This window comes from Pseudoalteromonas sp. Isolate6, assembly GCF_022398435.1.
Classification (GTDB): Bacteria; Pseudomonadota; Gammaproteobacteria; order Enterobacterales; family Alteromonadaceae; genus Pseudoalteromonas; species Pseudoalteromonas galatheae.
In genome coordinates this window covers 1-18200 of the sequence record NZ_JAKEVK010000080.1, presented here as the reverse complement: position 1 = coordinate 18200, position 18200 = coordinate 1, and the positions used below count along the sequence as shown (strand labels likewise).

General features: G+C 41.7%; 20 protein-coding genes. 15 read left to right on the top strand and 5 right to left on the bottom strand.

Going from position 1 to position 18200, the window contains the following annotated elements; genetic code table 11:
- From L1D50_RS12535 to L1D50_RS12500, 8 genes are all read left to right on the top strand, one after another.
- The coding region (locus L1D50_RS12535) for an acyl-CoA reductase (RefSeq protein ID WP_239966133.1) at positions 1-531 on the top strand (531 nt) is incomplete at its 5' end.
- A 26-nt stretch (positions 532-557) separates the two neighbouring features.
- Positions 558-1031 carry a 3-hydroxyacyl-ACP dehydratase FabZ gene (gene fabZ / locus L1D50_RS12530; protein ID WP_039496798.1) on the top strand — a complete coding sequence of 158 codons (474 nt, stop codon included), beginning with the start codon at positions 558-560 and terminating at the stop codon, positions 1029-1031.
- Entirely contained in the window at positions 1028-2632 is a 1605-nt protein-coding gene (locus L1D50_RS12525) for a GMC family oxidoreductase (RefSeq protein WP_128726959.1), read from the top strand. The genes fabZ and L1D50_RS12525 overlap by 4 nt, the downstream gene beginning before the upstream one ends.
- The gene (locus tag L1D50_RS12520) at positions 2632-3051 is read left to right on the top strand and encodes a hypothetical protein (protein ID WP_128726960.1); all 420 of its coding nucleotides are present in this window, start codon (positions 2632-2634) and stop codon (positions 3049-3051) included. Before L1D50_RS12525 ends, L1D50_RS12520 begins: the two co-directional genes overlap by 1 nt.
- Positions 3048-3794, top strand: coding sequence for an SDR family oxidoreductase (locus tag L1D50_RS12515; RefSeq protein ID WP_138521144.1), 747 nt, complete (start codon positions 3048-3050; stop codon positions 3792-3794). Before L1D50_RS12520 ends, L1D50_RS12515 begins: the two co-directional genes overlap by 4 nt.
- 11 nt (positions 3795-3805) lie before the next feature.
- Positions 3806-4651: a transketolase gene (locus L1D50_RS12510; RefSeq protein WP_239966132.1), complete on the top strand. Its 846-nt coding sequence runs from the start codon at positions 3806-3808 to the stop codon at positions 4649-4651.
- Positions 4635-5603 (top strand): transketolase C-terminal domain-containing protein, encoded by a 969-nt coding sequence (locus L1D50_RS12505; protein WP_138521142.1) that lies wholly within the window; start codon positions 4635-4637, stop codon positions 5601-5603. The genes L1D50_RS12510 and L1D50_RS12505 overlap by 17 nt, the downstream gene beginning before the upstream one ends.
- An 11-nt stretch (positions 5604-5614) precedes the next feature.
- A complete protein-coding gene (locus L1D50_RS12500) occupies positions 5615-6532 on the top strand; it encodes an AAC(3) family N-acetyltransferase (RefSeq protein WP_239966131.1) in 918 nt (305 codons plus the stop codon).
- A gap of 51 nt (positions 6533-6583) precedes the next feature.
- Here L1D50_RS12500 and L1D50_RS12495 read toward each other — a convergent pair whose 3' ends face one another.
- Both L1D50_RS12495 and L1D50_RS12490 read right to left on the bottom strand, forming a co-directional pair.
- Complete coding sequence (locus tag L1D50_RS12495; RefSeq protein WP_128726965.1) at positions 6584-7045, bottom strand: FabA/FabZ family ACP-dehydratase; 462 nt, start codon at positions 7043-7045, stop codon at positions 6584-6586.
- Entirely contained in the window at positions 7042-8016 is a 975-nt protein-coding gene (locus tag L1D50_RS12490) for a YhdH/YhfP family quinone oxidoreductase (RefSeq protein WP_167815424.1), read from the bottom strand. The genes L1D50_RS12495 and L1D50_RS12490 overlap by 4 nt, the downstream gene beginning before the upstream one ends.
- 142 nt (positions 8017-8158) lie before the next feature.
- Between L1D50_RS12490 and L1D50_RS12485 the strand changes: the two genes are divergently transcribed.
- Positions 8159-8401 carry an acyl carrier protein gene (locus L1D50_RS12485; RefSeq protein WP_039496786.1) on the top strand — a complete coding sequence of 81 codons (243 nt, stop codon included), beginning with the start codon at positions 8159-8161 and terminating at the stop codon, positions 8399-8401.
- Positions 8402-8455: 54 nt separating this feature from the next.
- On the opposite strand, the gene L1D50_RS12480 is transcribed toward L1D50_RS12485, so the two are convergent.
- Both L1D50_RS12480 and L1D50_RS12475 read right to left on the bottom strand, forming a co-directional pair.
- Positions 8456-9760, bottom strand: coding sequence for a DUF4910 domain-containing protein (locus tag L1D50_RS12480; protein ID WP_239966130.1), 1305 nt, complete (start codon positions 9758-9760; stop codon positions 8456-8458).
- Between the two features lie 172 nt (positions 9761-9932).
- Positions 9933-10475, bottom strand: coding sequence for a hypothetical protein (locus L1D50_RS12475; protein WP_128725604.1), 543 nt, complete (start codon positions 10473-10475; stop codon positions 9933-9935).
- A gap of 213 nt (positions 10476-10688) precedes the next feature.
- Between L1D50_RS12475 and L1D50_RS12470 the strand changes: the two genes are divergently transcribed.
- The 5 genes from L1D50_RS12470 to L1D50_RS12450 all read left to right on the top strand — a co-directional run bounded on the left by L1D50_RS12470 (position 10689) and on the right by L1D50_RS12450 (position 15107).
- On the top strand, positions 10689-11438 hold the full coding sequence (locus tag L1D50_RS12470) for an SDR family oxidoreductase (protein WP_128725603.1): 750 nt from the start codon (positions 10689-10691) through the stop codon (positions 11436-11438).
- Positions 11439-11539: 101 nt separating this feature from the next.
- On the top strand, positions 11540-11887 hold the full coding sequence (locus L1D50_RS12465) for a phasin family protein (RefSeq protein WP_017216260.1): 348 nt from the start codon (positions 11540-11542) through the stop codon (positions 11885-11887).
- Positions 11888-11949: 62 nt separating this feature from the next.
- Positions 11950-13716, top strand: a complete 1767-nt coding sequence (gene phaC / locus L1D50_RS12460; RefSeq protein WP_239966129.1) for a class I poly(R)-hydroxyalkanoic acid synthase — start codon at positions 11950-11952, stop codon at positions 13714-13716.
- 108 nt (positions 13717-13824) lie between these two features.
- The gene (locus L1D50_RS12455) at positions 13825-14505 is read left to right on the top strand and encodes a hypothetical protein (protein WP_128725601.1); all 681 of its coding nucleotides are present in this window, start codon (positions 13825-13827) and stop codon (positions 14503-14505) included.
- 113 nt (positions 14506-14618) lie between these two features.
- Positions 14619-15107 (top strand): hypothetical protein, encoded by a 489-nt coding sequence (locus L1D50_RS12450; protein ID WP_128725600.1) that lies wholly within the window; start codon positions 14619-14621, stop codon positions 15105-15107.
- A 3-nt stretch (positions 15108-15110) separates the two neighbouring features.
- On the opposite strand, the gene L1D50_RS12445 is transcribed toward L1D50_RS12450, so the two are convergent.
- The gene (locus L1D50_RS12445; RefSeq protein WP_128725599.1) at positions 15111-15581 is read right to left on the bottom strand and encodes a DUF4920 domain-containing protein; all 471 of its coding nucleotides are present in this window, start codon (positions 15579-15581) and stop codon (positions 15111-15113) included.
- Positions 15582-15720: 139 nt separating this feature from the next.
- Between L1D50_RS12445 and L1D50_RS12440 the strand changes: the two genes are divergently transcribed.
- A complete protein-coding gene (locus L1D50_RS12440; RefSeq protein WP_239966128.1) occupies positions 15721-17949 on the top strand; it encodes a TonB-dependent receptor in 2229 nt (742 codons plus the stop codon).
- Positions 17950-18200 lie beyond the last annotated feature (251 nt).

The following is an 18200-nucleotide window of genomic DNA, read 5'->3' as shown; positions in this document are numbered from 1 at the left end:
GATATATATCAGTTAGATCAGGCGGGTTGCTCATCACCTCAACTGTGTGTCTGGCTTGGTGATGACTCTTCGGTTATAGAAGCAAAAAGTCGACTTTGGCAATGCTTAGCTGACATTGCGGCAGATAAATACGCGATTGAAGACATTCAGGTACTAAATAAATTTGTGGATACTTGTAATGCAGCTATTGACCATGAAAATATCGCCAATATTGAAATTGCTTCACCTGAACTTACTCGGATTGAGGTAAAATCCATCAATATATCTCAACAAAGCTTCCGTGGTACGAGTGGATTAATCTACGAAACCAGAATTAAATCGATAGCGCAGCTTGCCCCGCTAATCAACGAGAAAGTGCAAACTTTAAGCTATTTAGGCGTTGAGAAAAGTACTATTGCTGAGTTTATCTATAGCAATGGCTGTAGCGGAATTGATCGTATAGTCCCCATAGGTAACGCACTGAATATGCACAATTTATGGGATGGATACGATATAATAACGACATTATCCCGAATCGTAACTATCGACTAAGATATTTAAACAAGGCTCTGTAAAAAATGGAAAAATTCAGTTTAAACTGTGTTGAACTACAAGAGTATCAACCTAACCGCTACCCTTTTCTCATGATTGACCATGTTGAGGAAGTTATTCCCGGGAAATATGCCAAAGGCTATAAAAATCTAACCATGAATGAGTGGTACTTCCCTGTACACTTTCCTGATGGTCCAAATATGCCTGGCGCCTTGCAACTCGAAGCGTTAGCGCAGATGCTAACGGTCGCGATTACTACTCTTCCCGGCTTAAAGGGTAAAGTGACACATGCCTTGCAACACACCGTGCGCTATAAAAGAGAAGTAAAACCAGGTGAAAAGTTTGAAATTGAAACTGAAGTACTGTCTTGGAAAAGAGGTATTTGTAAAGGCAGGGGTGTGGCAAAGGTTAATGGCGAAATAGCCTGTGAGGCCGATATGATGATTACTATTCCGGAAATCCTCGAGCAATATCTGCCAAAAAAGAAAACTGAGTTATGACCGCTAAAGTAGATATTATTATTGTTGGATCTGGTGCAAGTGGAGCAGCCGCTGCTTGGCGTCTCAGCCAGGATAGCAACCTATCTATAGTTTGTATTGAACAAGGTCGCGAATCTAACCCAGCTCAATACCCTACGACCAAAGCGGATTGGGAGCGAGATAAGCAACGATCGGCGAGTTTTGACCCAAATGTTAGAGCTAACAAGGCTGATTACCCAATTGATAACAGTAATTCAGCTATATCTCTTGCCAATTTTAATGGCTTTGGTGGTAGTACCATCTTATATTCAGGGCACTTTCCGCGCTTTCACCCTTCTGACTTTGCCACATATAGGCTTGATAAGGTTGCAGAGGATTGGCCATTTGACTACCAGACGCTCACTCCTTACTTTAATCAAAATGAAGAGATGATGGGCGTTGCAGGGTTAGTTGGAGATACTGCATACCCTGAATATGAAAACTTATTGCCGCCGATCGCGATGGGGCCAGGTGCGAAAAAATTGGCTCAAGCTTTTAATCGGCTTGGCTGGCATTGGTGGCCATCATACAGTGCTATCAATACTAAAAATCACCAAAATCGACCTCCTTGCATAAATTTGGGCCCGTGTAATACCGGGTGTAGCCAAGGTGCCAAAGGCAGCGTTGATATTACTTACTGGCCGCAAGCAAAGTTACAAGGCGTTCAAGTAATGACTGAATGCCGTGTTTTTGATATTCCAGTTGATAAAGAACAAAAAGCGACAGGAGTAAAATATTATGACAAACATGGAAATGAGCAATTTTTAGCCGCCGCCCTTGTCATTCTCGCTTGTAGCGGGATAGGTACACCTAGATTACTACTAAATAGTAAATCCGAACTTTTCCCTAATGGGCTATTAAACAACTATGACCTTGTTGGTCGCAATTTGATGTTACATCCACTCGCATATGTCGAAGGTGTATTTGATGAACCTCTAGATACAAGCATCGGTCCACAGGGCTGTAGTATTTATTCTCAACAATTTTATGAAACGCAAGAAGATAGAGGCTTTAAACGCGGCTACACATTGCACGTATTAAGGGGCTCTTCAGCAGTAGATAGCGCGTGCTCCGGATACATAACGAGAAGAATACCTCTTGGAAAAAACCATCATCAGGCTTTTTCGCAATATTTTAACCATAATATGGGCATTGCCGTCATTTCTGAGGATTTACCAGATCCCGAAAACCGTATAGAGCTTGATTATTCGAAAACGGATAGTTTTGGTATGCCCGGTATCAAAGTGCACTATTCTCTACATGAAAATACAAAAAAAATGCTCGAGCATGGTATCGAACAAACTAAAAAGTTATTCGCCGAAGCCGGAGCGAAAATTTCAGCAGCTCATTATCCTGTGAAACATGCGGGTTGGCACCTAATGGGAACAACCAAAATGGGAGCAGATAAAACAAATTCAGTGGTCAATGAGCATGGGCAAGCACATGAGGTAAGCAACCTTTTCATCGTCGACAGCAGCGTTTTTATCACTTCAGGAGCTGTCAACCCAGTCGCTACCGCCCAAGCTTTAACTCTAAAGTTTTGTGACCACATCAGTAAAAATATAAAGAGTTGGGTAGTATAATGAGTTTATCGCAATTTCTAGATGTTATTTTACCCTCAGATACAAGCCTTAATATGCCCTCTGCGACGGATCTGCATATAGATAAGGCTGTAGCAAACCTTTTAGAACCACAGCAAATTGAAGAGTTTTTATTCATTTTGAATAATGTTGCGCAAGAAAAGTTTTCGAACTCATTGTCCTGCCTTGATGAAAAAAGCTACTTACTTTGCATTGAAAAAGCTAAGCGAGTGGATGTTTATTTAGTCAATTATATCGTCCAACAATGTCTTACTGCCTACTACACTCACCCTAGCGTGTTAACCAAAATTGGTTCAGGCGCGGTGCCTCCTTTTCCTGACGGGAACTCTTTGGAATGTGATGACTGGCTGCTGCTTGAGGATGTGTACGAACGTGGGCCTATTTACAGGAAAGTCATATGATACCTTACATTGCAGGGCAACTTGCTAGAAATAAAGTTGCCGTTGTAACTGGCGCAAACAGGGGGATCGGCAAAGCGATTAGCGAGACCTTGTTGGCACATGGTTGCACGGTAATCGCTGCTGTCAGAGACATTGAAGCCGCAAAGGCAAGTTTGACACATCAAGATAATCTGCACTTTGTGAAATTAGATCTAAACCATGAAGATAGTGTCAAATCCTCGATAAAAGATATTAGAGCAATTTCTAAAACGGTCGATATATTGATAAATAATGCAGGAATTGCAATGGGTGGATTGTTTCAAATGACTTCAATGCATGATGTTAAACAGCTATTTGAAGTGAATTTGTTCAATCAGTTATTGCTAACTCAGCAGATTTCAAGACTAATGCAGCGACAAAAACAAGGGTGTGTAATCAATATTCTTTCAAGTGCAACGCATCAAATTGATCGCGGTACACTAGCGTACGGTAGTGTCAAATCTGCATTTGAGCGTGCAAGTCTAAGTATGGCAGTAGAACTTGCAGATAGCGGTATTAGGGTGAATGCTATTGCGCCAGGTGTCACTAGCACCGATATGGCTGAAGAGATGGATGAACAAGCAAAAATAGACTTAGTCGCTAAAAGTTTACTGAAAAAGGCTGCGATACCTCAAGATATTGCAAATACAGCTTTGTTCTTATGTAGTGATTTAGCGACGCACATCACAGGCCAAGTGCTCAACGTTGATGGCGGTTTAATTTAAAGAGGAATGTAATGAGTTATCCAGAATTAACTGAGTTTGCACGTACCATGAGGCAAAAGATACTCGATATTAGCTACCACAGTGGCACATCTACTCATATTGGTGGTGCTCTGTCTATGACTGATGTCATGGCGGTACTCTACGGAAAAGTACTTAATTTTGACGCCCAAGATCCTCGCTGGCCAGAACGAGACCGTTTCATTTTAAGTAAGGGCCACGGTGTACTTGGATTTTATCCTGCACTGCTTGGCGCAGGCATCATTTCTCAAGAAGTTTTTGATACCTTTCAACAAAATGGCAGTGATCTAATCGCCCACCCCGTGATGAATCTTGATTTAGGGATTGAGTCCTCTAATGGTAGTTTGGGTCACGGCATATCAATGGCGGTCGGAATCGCTTTCGCGGCTAAAAAACAAGCAAAGCCTTTTCATACCTATACATTAGTTGGTGATGGTGAAACCAATGAAGGCTCCGTATGGGAAGCTGCAATGTTGGCATCCCACCTAAAGCTGGACAACCTAACCGCTATCATAGACTACAACAAACAACAAAATGATGGCTTTGGAAAAGATGTACTTCACATCGACAATATGGCAGAACGATTTCGTGCTTTTGGCTGGCATGTTATTGAAGTTGACGGTCATGATATTGATGCCATTGTTGAAGCTTTTGAAGAAGATCCTCTAAATAAGCCTAAAGCCATCGTCGCTAATACGATTAAAGGAAAAGGTGTTTCTTTTATGGAAGGCGATAACTCATGGCATCACAATCGTCTAACTAAAACTAATCACGAAGCAGCTGTCGCTGCCCTCAATAATTCAAATAACGAAAGGAGCGACAATGGAAATAACGTCTAAAAGTGCACGTCAGTGGGCAAGACTCGGTCCGAGAGGGGTGTATGGTCAAGCTATTCTTGCCATAGCAGATAAGCACGATGACCTTATGGTAATGTCAGCTGATTTGGCAAGTTCATCTGGGTTAGAACGTTTTCGCACGACCTACCCAGATAAGTTTCTTAATGCTGGTATTGCAGAGCAAAACATGATTGGCGTAGCAGCAGGACTTGCAAAGGAGGGGTACAATGTTTTTGCCTCTTCCTTTTCACCCTTTATCGCCATGCGGGCAAGCGAACAAATTCGAATGAATTTGGGCTACATGGAGCTAAATGTTAAAGCTGTCGCAATCGGTGGTGGAATAAGCATGGGCTTTTTGGGGAACTCTCACTTCGGAATCGAAGATATGGCGGTCATGCGTGCTATCCCAAATTTAACCGTTGTATCCCCTGCAGACTGTGTCGAAGTCGTGAAGTTAGTAGAATCTGCTGCCAGTTTCAAAGGCCCCATGTATATACGCCTCACAGGCACAGCAAACTGTCCAATCGTCTACACAGATGATTATGAATTTGAAATAGGAAAATCAATTCTGCTTAGGGAAGGGGCTGATGTAACTCTTATCGCTTGTGGCTCAATGGTTTACCAGTCTTTGCAGGCCGCCGAATTACTCGCGGAGCAAGGAATATCGGCATCCGTCATTAACATGCATACTATCAAACCTTTGGATGAAGCTAGACTGCAAGAAATCATTGCGAAAGGCAGACCTATTATCACCGTCGAGGAACACTCTAAAATTGGAGGCCTTGGTAGCGCCATTGCTGAATATTTATCGCCTCTGGGCTGTGGTATTCGTCACCTTTCTGTTGCCCTACCCGATGCATACATAAAAACAGGTGATTACGATTATATGCTTGGCGAGCAAGGGTTGGACGCAAAATCAATAGCTCAAAAAGCAGAAACATTTCTCACTAAGTAATTGGATTAAAGATGCAATTTGAACATAATCATCATTCTGTCACTCAAGCGCTTGATAATATCGTATCAGCAGTACAATTGAGCTTTAATCAATGTCAAAGTGATGTATATTGGTTGTCAGTTGATTTTCGCATGCTGATTGCTGCAACAGGTGTAAAGCACACAGAAGCCCACAAAGCTGCAGTGTATATTGTTGATTCATTGGTAGCACAACTCAAACCTAATGAGTCTTTACTTATTTCGTCGTTTTACTTTAGTTTTCCTCACAGTAAAGCGTTTTCTCCCTACAAGAGTGAAGTACAAACCGGTGTTTTTGGTGCAATGTTGTTAGCCCAATATCCGCAACATAGAGTTCAACAACCATTTTATTCATTTTTAGTTTTTGGCCACGCCTACCCCTCCCTCACACAAAATTATATCGCTAAAAGCACTGGACCCGATTCCATTTTTGAGTGGGTGATAAAAAACAACACTCAGCTCACCTGTGTTGGGCATCACTATGTAAAATCACTCTCAAGCATTCACCATGCTGAGCATTGTGCCGATGTTGATTATCGCTACGTCAAAACATTTTCAGGTTCACTGCTCTTACACAACACCAAAGAGCAGCACATTGAAACTCAGTTTTATGTTCGAGACTTAGATATCTGTGACTTTTCTTCTTTAACCCATACTGGAGATAGAGCTTTTAGAGAAGCAGCAGTTATTGAATCCCAACTCTTATCCACACTAAAAAGACCTCTTCTCATTCACAGCATCAACCTACTCTGTGCACATGAAATGATGTTGCAAGATCTAAATAGTGGAAACAATCGATATGTTGATTACTTTGGACCGATGAAACAAGAGCATGAAGTGATCACCGGAAAGGTCGCAGATAAACTGTATACCAAAGAGTTAAACGCGCTAATTAATACCCAAAGCTGCTGATAATTAATGCCCTTTTACGACCAACAGTTAATTCAGGCTATTGGTCGTAAATCATTCAGCTGACTTAGGTACCGCCATTAAGTGTGGAGAAGCATAACTAAATGTGCCTACGCAAATTTTTGTGCCGTCACACAAAGCAATTACTTCGCCCTTACATATCCCCCTTCTCATAGAAAGTATGGTTGCTTCATAGCGCAACTCCGAGCAATTGGTCACTGTGACTGCCTTCATCAGTTTAACGTTAATATTGTTTACATAAGCCCGATGCTCTCCGTGCTCAAAAGAGTCGTAAATCAGTAGCACCAACGTTTGTAACATACCTTCGATTTGCAATGTGCCTGGCATGACTCCAGATTTTGGTAAATGACACTCAAAAAACCAATCATCAACTGAGATAGACTTTGTCGCAATAGCCGTTTTCCCTTTCTCAATCAACTCGTAATTATCGATCATTAAAAAAGGGGTGGTTATATCCAAAGCGGTAGATATTTGTTCCGCAGTTTTCATCATCATTTAGCCTCCATATCCACTACAACTCTGCCATATATATTCTGCTCCTTAAAGTTTTCAATAGCACAACTGACCCCTGCTAATTTCACTTTTTTGTAGACATCGCAAAGCGCAGAACTTCGCCAAATTGAGGCCAGTTTTATCAGTAGACTCTTTCTACTTTCGACCGAGGTTCCTTCCGCGTTGATACCTATTAGGCTAATCCCACGAAGAATAAAAGGTAATACATTTGTCTCAAAATGCGTCCCCGCAACAAGCCCTGTGCTCACAACAATGCCATTCTCTGATACCTGCTTTAAAATACAAGCGAGCACATCTCCACCAGCCACATCTATGACTGCCTGCCACCTTGAGGGCAATAAGTTTTGTGTCGTCTTCACATCTGACGCATTTAAATCAACAACAGCAGTGACCCCTAAATTCTCAAGGAAAACTTTACCATTTTCCCGAGTTACACTCACTTCAACGTCATAACCAAGATGCTTGAGAAGTAATACAGCGATACTGCCAAGACCACCGCTGGCTCCAGTTACCAGCACCTTACTAACTGACTTGTCGATACCATGCTTTTCGATTGCTTCAACGGCAAGTGCCGCTGTATACCCAGCGGTTCCATATACCATTACTTCCTCTAGGCACATATTTTCTGGCAATCGGATGAGCCATTCAGCGGGTACGCATATATACTCTGCAAGACCGCCCTGATAATGCATCCCCATTGGTGTGCAAAACACAGCTACTCTATCGCCTCTTTTAAAAAGAGCTGAATTTGATTGCTCAACTACCCCACTTGCATCAAGCCCCGGAGTATGAGGGAAGCGGCGAGTCACAGCAGGATTGCCCTGGCAGGATAAAATATCTTTATAATTTAAAGAGGAATAGTGCACTTTTACGAGTACTTCAGAACTAGGTAGATGTGTTACTGGCAAGCTTTTAACTCGATATGCAAATTCTCTTGGAGGTTTTTTTTCCACTACGAGTGCATTATAGTATTCTGTCATGGCAAGTGTGTTTTAATATATCAAGATACAGACATTCTTTTATAGATGCTATTGATAGTCAACGAATATTCTTTCACAATAATAGTCATTGCTCGTCGTCAAATAGGAACAATAAATGAGTAACTTAGAAAAGTACAATCAGGCCTTTATTACAGCTTTTGACATCACTGAAGCACAGCTCACCGATGACTTCGGCTATCAAGCAATTCCAGAGTGGGACTCAGTCGGTCACATGGGACTAGTTGCAGAATTAGAAGATGCATTTGATATCATGTTAGAAATGGAAGATATCATAGACTTTAGTTCATACGGAGAAGGGAAAAACATACTTAAAAAGTATGATGTTGAAGTTGTATAATAACTAGTTTAAAAAATGATAGCACAAGCTTAAAGCCTGGCTATCATTCCGCTTCTAAAGCATTTCAAGAACACTTTGTTGCTCCAGTTTACTGAGCGCACTTTCCATATCTACTACACTACAACCCGATAAGTTCGCAATATCTATTGTGTCATGCTTTCCATCGCTATAATTGAGTAGCATCCTGATATGATTCAACTCTTCTAATTGGCCAACTCTTTCTTTGCTGAAAAAGCTCAATGTCGGATACAGCCCTCGCTTGCCTAAATTTGGTTCACCATAAGGAAACTTGTTCTCGAACGTTGCTGTCTGCTCCAACGCAATAAGAATCTTCTCAAGTTTGTCGATACTATCCAATATCGGTTTAATCCCCATATTTTCTTTATCGTCTAACGAAGTATGATACTCATTGTAACCTGCATGAAAACATCGACTCACGCAACATACTGGAAATTGAAAACCTGGCGAATTGTATTGACGCTCATCTGAACCACTTAATGGACTGAATGGAATGTTTTGGTGGTGAAAGCCATGTTCATTAAGGTGATATAGCAGTTTATCTAACAATCCATTATCGTTACGACTATGCTTGAATACTAATTCTTCAGGCTCACCACCCATACAGTTAATTACAAGACCTGAAACTAAATTTTCCTTTAAGTAATCGCCCTCTAAATGAAGCAACCCTAAACTACCAATTGTTTCTGGATGCAAAGCAAAGCGATACGAATAACGTCGCTTTGGCCAGTGCTTAATTCGGTGATATAAACCGAGCAGTACCAAAGGTCCACTGATTTCATTATTTGCCATTGATGGATGACATAAATAAGAACTAAGCAGGATTTCCTTTTTTGACTCTCCCTCAAGGACAGTCTGTGCAATATCCAAATGACCATCAACAAATTCGCTGTCAATGACCGCTTTATATGTGCCGGGTTTTAAATTATCCCGAATATTCTGAGATACACAAAACCCCCACCTTTTTTTGTAATAGCTGGTCACATATGGAATGGCATTCGGTAATTCAGGAAGGCTGTAAAGGTGGTTTTGTAATTCTTCGAGCTCAATCTCAGTATTTACAGGCTCAGAGTAATTTACCACTTCCAGATTTAAACGTTTCATATCGGCGACTTTTTGCCCATCCGGATCTAGAAGGTATGCATCATTACAGTGCCACTCTTGTGGAACTGTCCAATCAAACACCGAGGTACCTGTCGGGATAGACTGAACTGTCAAGGGCATATAACGAGAGAAGATATCATAACTCTGACGCAAGCCTGGTCCCGTAATTGAACGTAATATGGGGAAAAGCTCATCAAAAAGGCCACTATAAAACAACTCTGACTCTTGATATTGCACGTTCTAAACTCCTTATTTCCCGAATATGATACACTTTATTTTTCTGGTGCGCTTATTGTTCTAAATGGATATAGTTGGCACGCCACACACTATTTCCAAAAAAATTATCCAACGAAATATAACTCTCAAAAATTACTTATACAACATACTGTTACCTTTTAGTGGTAAAAAGTTACCGCTTTCCTTTACGTTTGAGCTCCTCTAATCGCTCTCGCTCCGCCAAAATCATCTTTAACATCTGAATGCGAAGCTCCGCTTCTTGCTGTTTAAATTCGGAGAGCTGTTCTTCAAGCACTTCCACTTCATCCACGGTTGTTTGGTCACGGTACTTTTTGCTGCCTACGTGTTCGATTACAGCTTGCTGCTCATCATTAGTCGCGTCGGGGTGTTGTTCGACTCTTAAAAAGCGCTGTTCTTGGGATTGCATCAGCTTATTAATTCTTTCTTGGAGTTTACGAATTTGCGCTTGAATAAGGTCCATTGCCTTTTCTAAGTTTTCATAATCCTCTTTAAATACAGGGTTATCTTCCTTATAACCTGCTGCTTCATCATCAAGCTCTTTGGAGAGCATCGCAGGTATCTCTTGCTTTTCTTCCGTATCACTTGGTGATTTCGTCTTTATCTGGTTAGCGGCAACTTGAGCTGAGCCTTGTGATTTCAATTCAGTCTGTTGCTGTAACGGTGGTAAGCCACCTTGATGTATTTGAATATCCATTTTCACTCCTTGGGATAGACACTGTTTGCTATATATCGGAAAAACTAAATAAAACTTAATTAAATTTATGTTGTGCGTTCCTAATTTCGTTTCCGCTGTCTTCAAACTGACATCAACTCGCGACCAATTTGTCATAAATACCAGCAAAAATACTAATTAAGCTAACTCGGCTAGGAAGTATGTTGGTATAGCCTCTTTTTTCGCGGGAGCGTTATGGAAAACAAACAAATTGCGGTGGTGACTGGTGCCTTTGGTGGGATTGGTTCTGCTATTACAAAAACACTCATTGAAAAAGATTTTTTTGTTGTCGCGATAGCAAGTGAAAGGCGTAATGAGGCCGACTTTGACCTCTGGCTTAACACGCTACAAATAAATCCAGCTGCGGTAAAACCCTTATTTTTGGATGTAACGCACGCTGAACAATGCCACACAGCGATGGTTCAGGTTCTACAAGAATTTGGTAATGTCGATCTACTCGTAAACAACGCCGGGATCACACGCGATTCAGCGTTTAAAAAAATGACCCACGCGCAGTGGAGCGAGGTGATCAACACCAATTTAAATTCCCTCTTTAATATGACCAACCCGGTCTTTGCGGCAATGTGCGCAAAGAAGCGAGGTCGTATCGTTAATATCTCTAGCGTTAATGGCCTAAAAGGTCAGTTTGGGCAGGCTAATTATTCCGCCGCAAAAGCAGGCATGATTGGGTTTACCAAAGCACTGGCCTATGAAGGTGCAAGAAGCGGTGTTACCGTCAATGCTGTAGCACCGGGCTACACAGAAACGCCTATGGTAAGCGCCATGCGTGAAGACGTGCTAAATAGCATAAAAGCACAAGTACCGATGCAGCGTTTAGCCACGCCTGACGAAGTTGCAGCCGCAGTTGCGTACTTAGCATCAAAAGAAGCCGGTTACATTACTGGCGAAACCCTGTCGCTCAATGGCGGCCTATATATGCAATAACCTAAATACCACCGAGGGAGCGAGCTGTACCTGATGTTCGGTGGTGCTAACTGATCACTATCATCCATTGTGTTAATTTAATCGATAACAAGGAAAAGACCATGTACAGCGATTTATTCAAAACATTCAACGAACAAACTGAGCAATTTTTTGCACCAGCGGTACAGTTTAACCAAATCGTGGCAAAAAACATCGAAGCACTATCCAAAATTCAGCTGCACTCGGCTGAACAGATCACTAAAACATCCATTGAGCAGCTAAAGCAAGCGACTGAAATCAAAGATGCAAAATCTATGATGGATTTCAACGCAAGTCAGCTGAACGCGTTAAACGCTCTAAGCCAACAGATGATCCAAGATGGTCAAAAGCTTTCTCAATTAGGTCAAGAATTTAAAGACAGCTTAGAATCTCTTGGTAAAGAAACGCTAAAAACAGCGAAAGCGCAATAACCTGCAATTTTGGGCGACTTAGGTCGCCTTACCCGTTCAAACAACACAAAGGATCTACCTGTATGGGCACTCAAGAAAATATTGGGCAAGGGTTAACTGCGTGGTGGCAATATAACCAAGAATTGTGGCAGCTCGCAGCGACAAATTTTGGTAAAGAGAATCCATTACAAAATGCATTAAATGAGCAAAACCAAGCCGACTTACAAAGTTGGCTCAGTGCACTCAATCAGCAACCGGAAACCTTTATTAAACAGCAAAATGCGTGGTGGCAAACTCAGTTTGCTATTTTTCAAAACAGTTTTATGCCACAAACTGCCGGTGAGAAAGAAGACATTATTAGCCCTGAGCGTGGAGACAAACGCTTTATAGACCCAGATTGGCAAGAAAATCCTTGGTTTAACTACCTTAAACAAAGCTATCTTTGGTTTGGACAATCGCTACAAAACACCATTGAAAATACTCCAGGTCTCGACCCAAAACTTAAAGAACGATTAGCGTTTTTTGCAAGACAGTCCGTGAATTCAGTATCACCGAGCAACTTTGTTTCAACTAATCCAGAACTACTTAAGCTGACGCTAGAAAGTAACGGGCAGAATCTATTCGATGGACTGGCACGCTTAAAAAAAGATTTAGCCAAAAGTACTGAAATGCTTCGAGTCAGCATGACTAATGAAAATGCGTATACACTTGGAGAAGACCTTGCTTGTACGCCAGGTAGAGTGGTATTCCAAAATCACTTATTTGAACTGATCCAATACCATCCAACTACAGAGCAAGTGCACAAGACTCCCCTGCTTATCGTGCCGCCATTTGTGAATAAATACTATATTTTGGACTTGAGAGCAGATAACTCCTTGGTTAAATGGGCACTTGAACAAGGGTATACCGTGTTAATGATGTCATGGAAAAACCCTGATCCAAGCATGGCAAATATTGCGTTTGACGACTATGTCGTCGATGGTGTGTTATGTGCTTTAGAGCAAACCGAAAAGCAAACAGGTGAAACGCAAATCCATACTGTAGGTTATTGCATCGGCGGTACTCTACTTACTACATGTATGGCCTATATTGCTGCTAAACGCATAAAGCAAAGAGTAAAAAGTGCAACCTTACTGACCACGATTTTAGATTTCTCGCAGCCTGGAGAACTTGGTGCATTTATCAATGAGCCCACCATTAACGCACTAGAGCAGTATAATAATAAAAATGGCGTGATGTCGGGGCACCTACTTGGTACTTCTTTTAGTATGCTGAGAGAAAACAGCTTGTATTGGAATTACTTCGTCAATAACTACCTCAAAGGCAAAGCGCCTGCCGACTTAGATTTACTCTACTGGAATAGTGATAGTACAAATCTAACCGCGGCCTGCCACAACTTTATTTTACGAGACTTATATCTCAATAATCAGCTTATTGAAGACAAGTCTGTCAGTATTCGTGGCGCTAAAATTGACCTCAGTAAAGTAAAGCAACCGGTCTACTTTCTCTCGACCCGTGACGATCATATTGCGCTGTGGCAAGGCACTTTTGAGGGGGCTAAAAAGCTCAGCAGCCCACTCACCTTTGTGCTTGGGGAGTCTGGCCATATTGCCGGAGTGGTCAACCCGCCAAGTGCAAACAAATATGGTTATTGGTTTGATGGACAAGGCCAAGAAAACCCCGCCCAGTGGCTCGCTTCGGCAAAACATGAAAGTGGATCATGGTGGTCACACTGGGCACAGTGGCTACATCAAATAAGCCCAGAACAAGTGCCAGCCCGTGCCGCACAAAGTGATGAACAACCAGGAATTTACGATGCCCCTGGAGAGTACGTCAAACAGAGTATTTAAGAAACTTACAATCAATTAGAAGCAAGAAAACTTGCTTCTAATATTTCCCGTTATTGACACATTCTATACATTCGGTCAGTCTAGGACGCAAAAATATAGGGAAATAACATGATTGGCTTTCTTATACTTGTCGCAGCATTTGTGGTCTTTGTTGGTGTATTACAATATCAAAAAGTAAAAACGATAGCTCATAGACGTACGTTTATACAAGATTACGACCTCGCGCATTTAAGACCCAAACTCAGTCACCATTATCCTGAGCTTACCGATGAGCAACTGACACAGGTTGAATTTGGTCTCAAGCAGTTTTTCCAAGCGAATTTATTGCTCGAAGATCAATCCTTGGCTATGCCCTCTCGGGTTGTCGATGCGCTGTGGCATGAATTTATTTTACACACTCAAGAGTATCAATCCTTTTGCTACGAGGCTTTTGGCCGTTTCTTACATCATTGCCCATCAGAAGCGATGAAAGGGAAAAACAAAGCGCAACTCAGCCTACGTAAGACATGGCGAGCCTGTTGTAGCATCGAGCGCATATCCCCGCGTAGGCCAGCTGCTTTACCAATATTATTCGCACTGGATGCCTTACTCAACATCCCAAATGGGTATTACTACTCAGCAACTGACTTTCGTGAACCTGTTACCAAGGGCGATTCCAGCAGCACAACCTATGCAGGTCACATCGGATGTACTTCAATGGATAGTGGCGACAGCTCCTCATCATCATCAAGTTCTTCAAACTTAAGTTGCAGTAGTGGCTCAAGTTGCGGCAGTGGCTGTAGCAGTTAAGCTTAATACTTAATGAAGATACCTTTTACATTCGTTAACGTTCGGACCTTATATTGACGCTTAAGATTAGCTAAAATTTGTACCGATTTGACGAGTTTTGATTTGGTGTTCAAGTGTCCATTATCCATAAATATTACAGCATTATGTTTTCAGCTCTGCTGATATCAGGATGCCATCAATTGGCAGAAGGGCAGTCGCTATGGAAAATTGCCTCAGAAGGGATCATCTTTAATGGACAGCTGCAAACTCACCTTTCAGCTCCCTCAATTGCATGCGAGCAATGTGTAGTTAAACGCCAAACGGATATTCGTCCGTCAGGCCCTGCTAACTACACCTTGGTTTCTGAAAACCAAAAACTAAAAGCGATATGGGGCAAAAGTAGTAATGCCGCTTTGTATATTCCAAATAACGCCGGTAGAACCTTAATAAACTTGGCTCCGGATACCGAAACGGGTGTCTGGATTATGGACTTAGAGACCACGCCAAAGCCACTCAAGGTGGGTAAGGTTAATTATGTAATGCTTGGCGCAGAAACTTATCAAGTGGTTATCAGTCCAAGCTCACAGCGCACAAACTTTGAGTACGCTGTACTTGTAAAATAGCATTTATTTAGTTTCTAGAATAGTTACTGCATTAGGCTTAAGCCTAACTAAACTCATTCCCTCGGTAACTTCGCTTTCATCAAACACCTCGCCATTTTCGTGTGCTCTGTGGGCTAAATAACGCTTGGTTTTCTCAATATTTAACTCAAACTGCTCAAGGACGCCGGTCGCATAAGCGCGCTTACCAATGGCAGACATTGGGAAAACCATATCGCCATCACGTACCTTTACGTTTATCTCCTCGCCATTATCTACTTTCAGCGTCATCCAACAACCACGCTTTTTACACACTTTGACCACTTCACCTGATAGCGTGATCTCACTTCCCGTATACCGCTCTGTGTTTTTCAGTACGTCTGCAGCTGTTACGAGCTTGTTCATGTTCGCACCACCGCCAAATTCATTTGTTTTAGCGTCTGCTGTTGATACAAAAAGTGTGACAACGAAACCACAGAGTAATTTGTTTATCTTCATATTTTTTCCTTAAAAGTCAGAATAGTAACGCCTTTAACTATATAACTATAAGTAATTAGTTATTGCAATTAGATCTTATAACAACTAACATCCACGCCGCAACTGCAAATGGTAATTGTTTTTATTAAGGATTAATAATATGAAACTCTCTACTCTCTCTTTATCCATTCTTGCAACGTTCTGCGGCTGGAATACATATGCTGAAGCACCTTCGTCGACCAATTCCGATATTGAAAAAATTGAGGTATTGGGACATAAATTAGCAACATTGAACCATGATGTTGCCGCGTCAGTTTCTGCACTAACGGAAGAACAAATAGCACGGCAACAAGCGTCAGATCTAAACCAATTACTCAAGACTCTCCCCAATGTTGAACTATTTGGTAGCGTGACTCCGCTCTCTGGACAACCCGCCATTCGAGGACTGTACGGTGAACGAATACACATCTCTGTAGACAATGTGAAGCGCAAGATTGATTCCGACGGCAGCCAAAATATCGCGCAAATTAATTCTTTGGGAATAAACCCAGATCAATTGAAGCAAGTGCAAGTATTACGAGGTGCCGATTCTTTAACCGTTGGCTCTGGGGCAATCGGGGGAAGTATACGTCTGGTTACCAAGAACGCTGCTGATTATCTAAATGATCAGCATGGCTTTGGCGGCAAAGCTTCGGTCACCCATTTATCTGTGTCGGATGCCAACGATATTAACGTTAGTCTATTTCACCTAAATGATCAGAGTGATACCGTCCTGTCTATTGGCCAAGTGGAGTTTAACGATATTGATGTAGTGGCAGACACCAAAGCCTCAGAAGATGATAGTATCCAGCAGATCAGTAAAATAAAGAATCAGTCAAAACGTCAAAACCTCGCGCTTAAAAATACATGGTACATCGATGAATACCATACTTTGAGCAGTAAAATTGATTACAGTAAAACCGAGTCAATCGATCAGCCGTATGCCCAGCGCATCGATTTAGCATTGGCCTATCCTACGCTTGCTGAAGATTACAAAAATGACTATTTGGAAGGAATGCTCAACTATACATATCAAGGAGCTAGCGAGCTGATCGACTTGGATGTACAAGCATTCTATTCGCGCAAAACCTATGATGAAATCACCAAAGGTTATATTGAACGCGGCAGCAACAAAATTAACTATGATGGTGAAAAAAATGGAGAAAGTACGCGTAAAGGCCTGAGAGTTGCTAACTTGGCTACCTTCAACGGCAAGATAAAGCACAAATTAGCCATTGAAGCGCAGTACGAGTCCGAAAGCTTCGATCAACAACAATGGGACGAAAACCCTACTGATAAATCAACTTACTATGGCGATAGCGATGCCTCGAATTGGTCTATTTCTGTTATCGATCAAAGTCAGTTTTTAAATGAGAGATTACTCCTGACAGGTGGTGTGAGATTCGATAAATACACCCGTTCAAGTAATCACTTTGTCACCTATTCCGATAATGATGATTCTGAGCTCTCTAGCGAGTTGGGAGTAACTTTTAAAGTCGCGGATTATCTTAATTTTTATGCTAAAGCCGCAGAGGCATTCCGAGCCCCTTCGCTCCAAGAGTTGTACAAAAAAGACGAATGGAGATGTCATATTGGTGGAAAAATTTGCTTTAGCGAACCGCAACCAGATTTAAAAGCCGAAGACTCTCAAAGCTACGAAGTTGGTTTTGGTTTGAGCTGGCAGGACTTATCCTTCGCGGATAATTTCAGCGTAAAAGCCATGTACTTCGATAGTGAGATAAATAATTACATCGACAATGTACCTTTTATGTATTACATCGATGAAAGCGGCAATAAGCAACTCGGCTCACCCGGTCCTAAGCCCAGCAATGGTGTGCCTGTCGCCACACATCGTGACTACAGTGCAAAAAATATTGGTAAGTTATTCAGTCATGGTATTGAAATTGAAGCACAGTATTCATTCAAAAAATTAGATATCTACCTTGGGTACGCCTCTATGAATATGGATGTCGTCGGTGTACCTAGTTTCTTTTTAGGCACTATTGACTATACGCGCCAACCATATTCTGAAGCACCAGCAGATAAGCTTACTTGGAATACCAATTATCAATTGAATAGTAATTTAAATCTGGGTTTTCAATTATTACACTACAGAGCTCAACAGCGCCTTAGCGAAGATCTCATCACACGCGGATACGGTACCGGTACCTATACTATCTACAACTTCAACGTAAAATACCAAGGCGAGGGAGTATTATCAGGTTTCTCTGCCCGACTTGGTGTAGACAACCTAACGGATAAGCGTTATTTGCGCGCGCCAGCAAGTGAAGCGAACGACCCCGCAGAGCTTGGAAGAAACATTAAAGCAACAGTGAGCTACCAATTTTGACAAAGCAAATGTGGTTTTAGAACAAAAATGCCGACTTTACGTCGGCATTTTTAACATCATTTTAGTTTTTGCTAGTTATACCAATTGAATTAATTCTCTAATCAATTTGAAGGGTGAAATAGCATATTAGCTTCGTTAAAAATTTCTCATTTAGAACAACTAAATAGCAAAATTTTTGCCTTGCCTATATGGATATAGGTACCTTAGCGGTAGCAGGACGCGAGAGCGGTGCTACTAAAGCTATTTCCCCG

Bases quoted from the DNA above. Each gene is read 5' to 3' on its own strand.
- fabZ (WP_039496798.1), top strand. From the start codon at position 558: ATGGAAAAATTCAGTTTAAACTGTGTTGAACTACAAGAGTATCAACCT.
- L1D50_RS12525 (WP_128726959.1), top strand. From the start codon at position 1,028: ATGACCGCTAAAGTAGATATTATTATTGTTGGATCTGGTGCAAGTGGA.
- L1D50_RS12520 (WP_128726960.1), top strand. From the start codon at position 2,632: ATGAGTTTATCGCAATTTCTAGATGTTATTTTACCCTCAGATACAAGC.
- L1D50_RS12515 (WP_138521144.1), top strand. From the start codon at position 3,048: ATGATACCTTACATTGCAGGGCAACTTGCTAGAAATAAAGTTGCCGTT.
- L1D50_RS12510 (WP_239966132.1), top strand. From the start codon at position 3,806: ATGAGTTATCCAGAATTAACTGAGTTTGCACGTACCATGAGGCAAAAG.
- L1D50_RS12505 (WP_138521142.1), top strand. From the start codon at position 4,635: ATGGAAATAACGTCTAAAAGTGCACGTCAGTGGGCAAGACTCGGTCCG.
- L1D50_RS12500 (WP_239966131.1), top strand. From the start codon at position 5,615: ATGCAATTTGAACATAATCATCATTCTGTCACTCAAGCGCTTGATAAT.
- L1D50_RS12495 (WP_128726965.1), bottom strand. From the start codon at position 7,045: ATGATGATGAAAACTGCGGAACAAATATCTACCGCTTTGGATATAACC.
- L1D50_RS12485 (WP_039496786.1), top strand. From the start codon at position 8,159: ATGAGTAACTTAGAAAAGTACAATCAGGCCTTTATTACAGCTTTTGAC.
- L1D50_RS12475 (WP_128725604.1), bottom strand. From the start codon at position 10,475: ATGGATATTCAAATACATCAAGGTGGCTTACCACCGTTACAGCAACAG.
- L1D50_RS12470 (WP_128725603.1), top strand. From the start codon at position 10,689: ATGGAAAACAAACAAATTGCGGTGGTGACTGGTGCCTTTGGTGGGATT.
- L1D50_RS12465 (WP_017216260.1), top strand. From the start codon at position 11,540: ATGTACAGCGATTTATTCAAAACATTCAACGAACAAACTGAGCAATTT.
- phaC (WP_239966129.1), top strand. From the start codon at position 11,950: ATGGGCACTCAAGAAAATATTGGGCAAGGGTTAACTGCGTGGTGGCAA.
- L1D50_RS12455 (WP_128725601.1), top strand. From the start codon at position 13,825: ATGATTGGCTTTCTTATACTTGTCGCAGCATTTGTGGTCTTTGTTGGT.
- L1D50_RS12445 (WP_128725599.1), bottom strand. From the start codon at position 15,581: ATGAAGATAAACAAATTACTCTGTGGTTTCGTTGTCACACTTTTTGTA.
- L1D50_RS12440 (WP_239966128.1), top strand. From the start codon at position 15,721: ATGAAACTCTCTACTCTCTCTTTATCCATTCTTGCAACGTTCTGCGGC.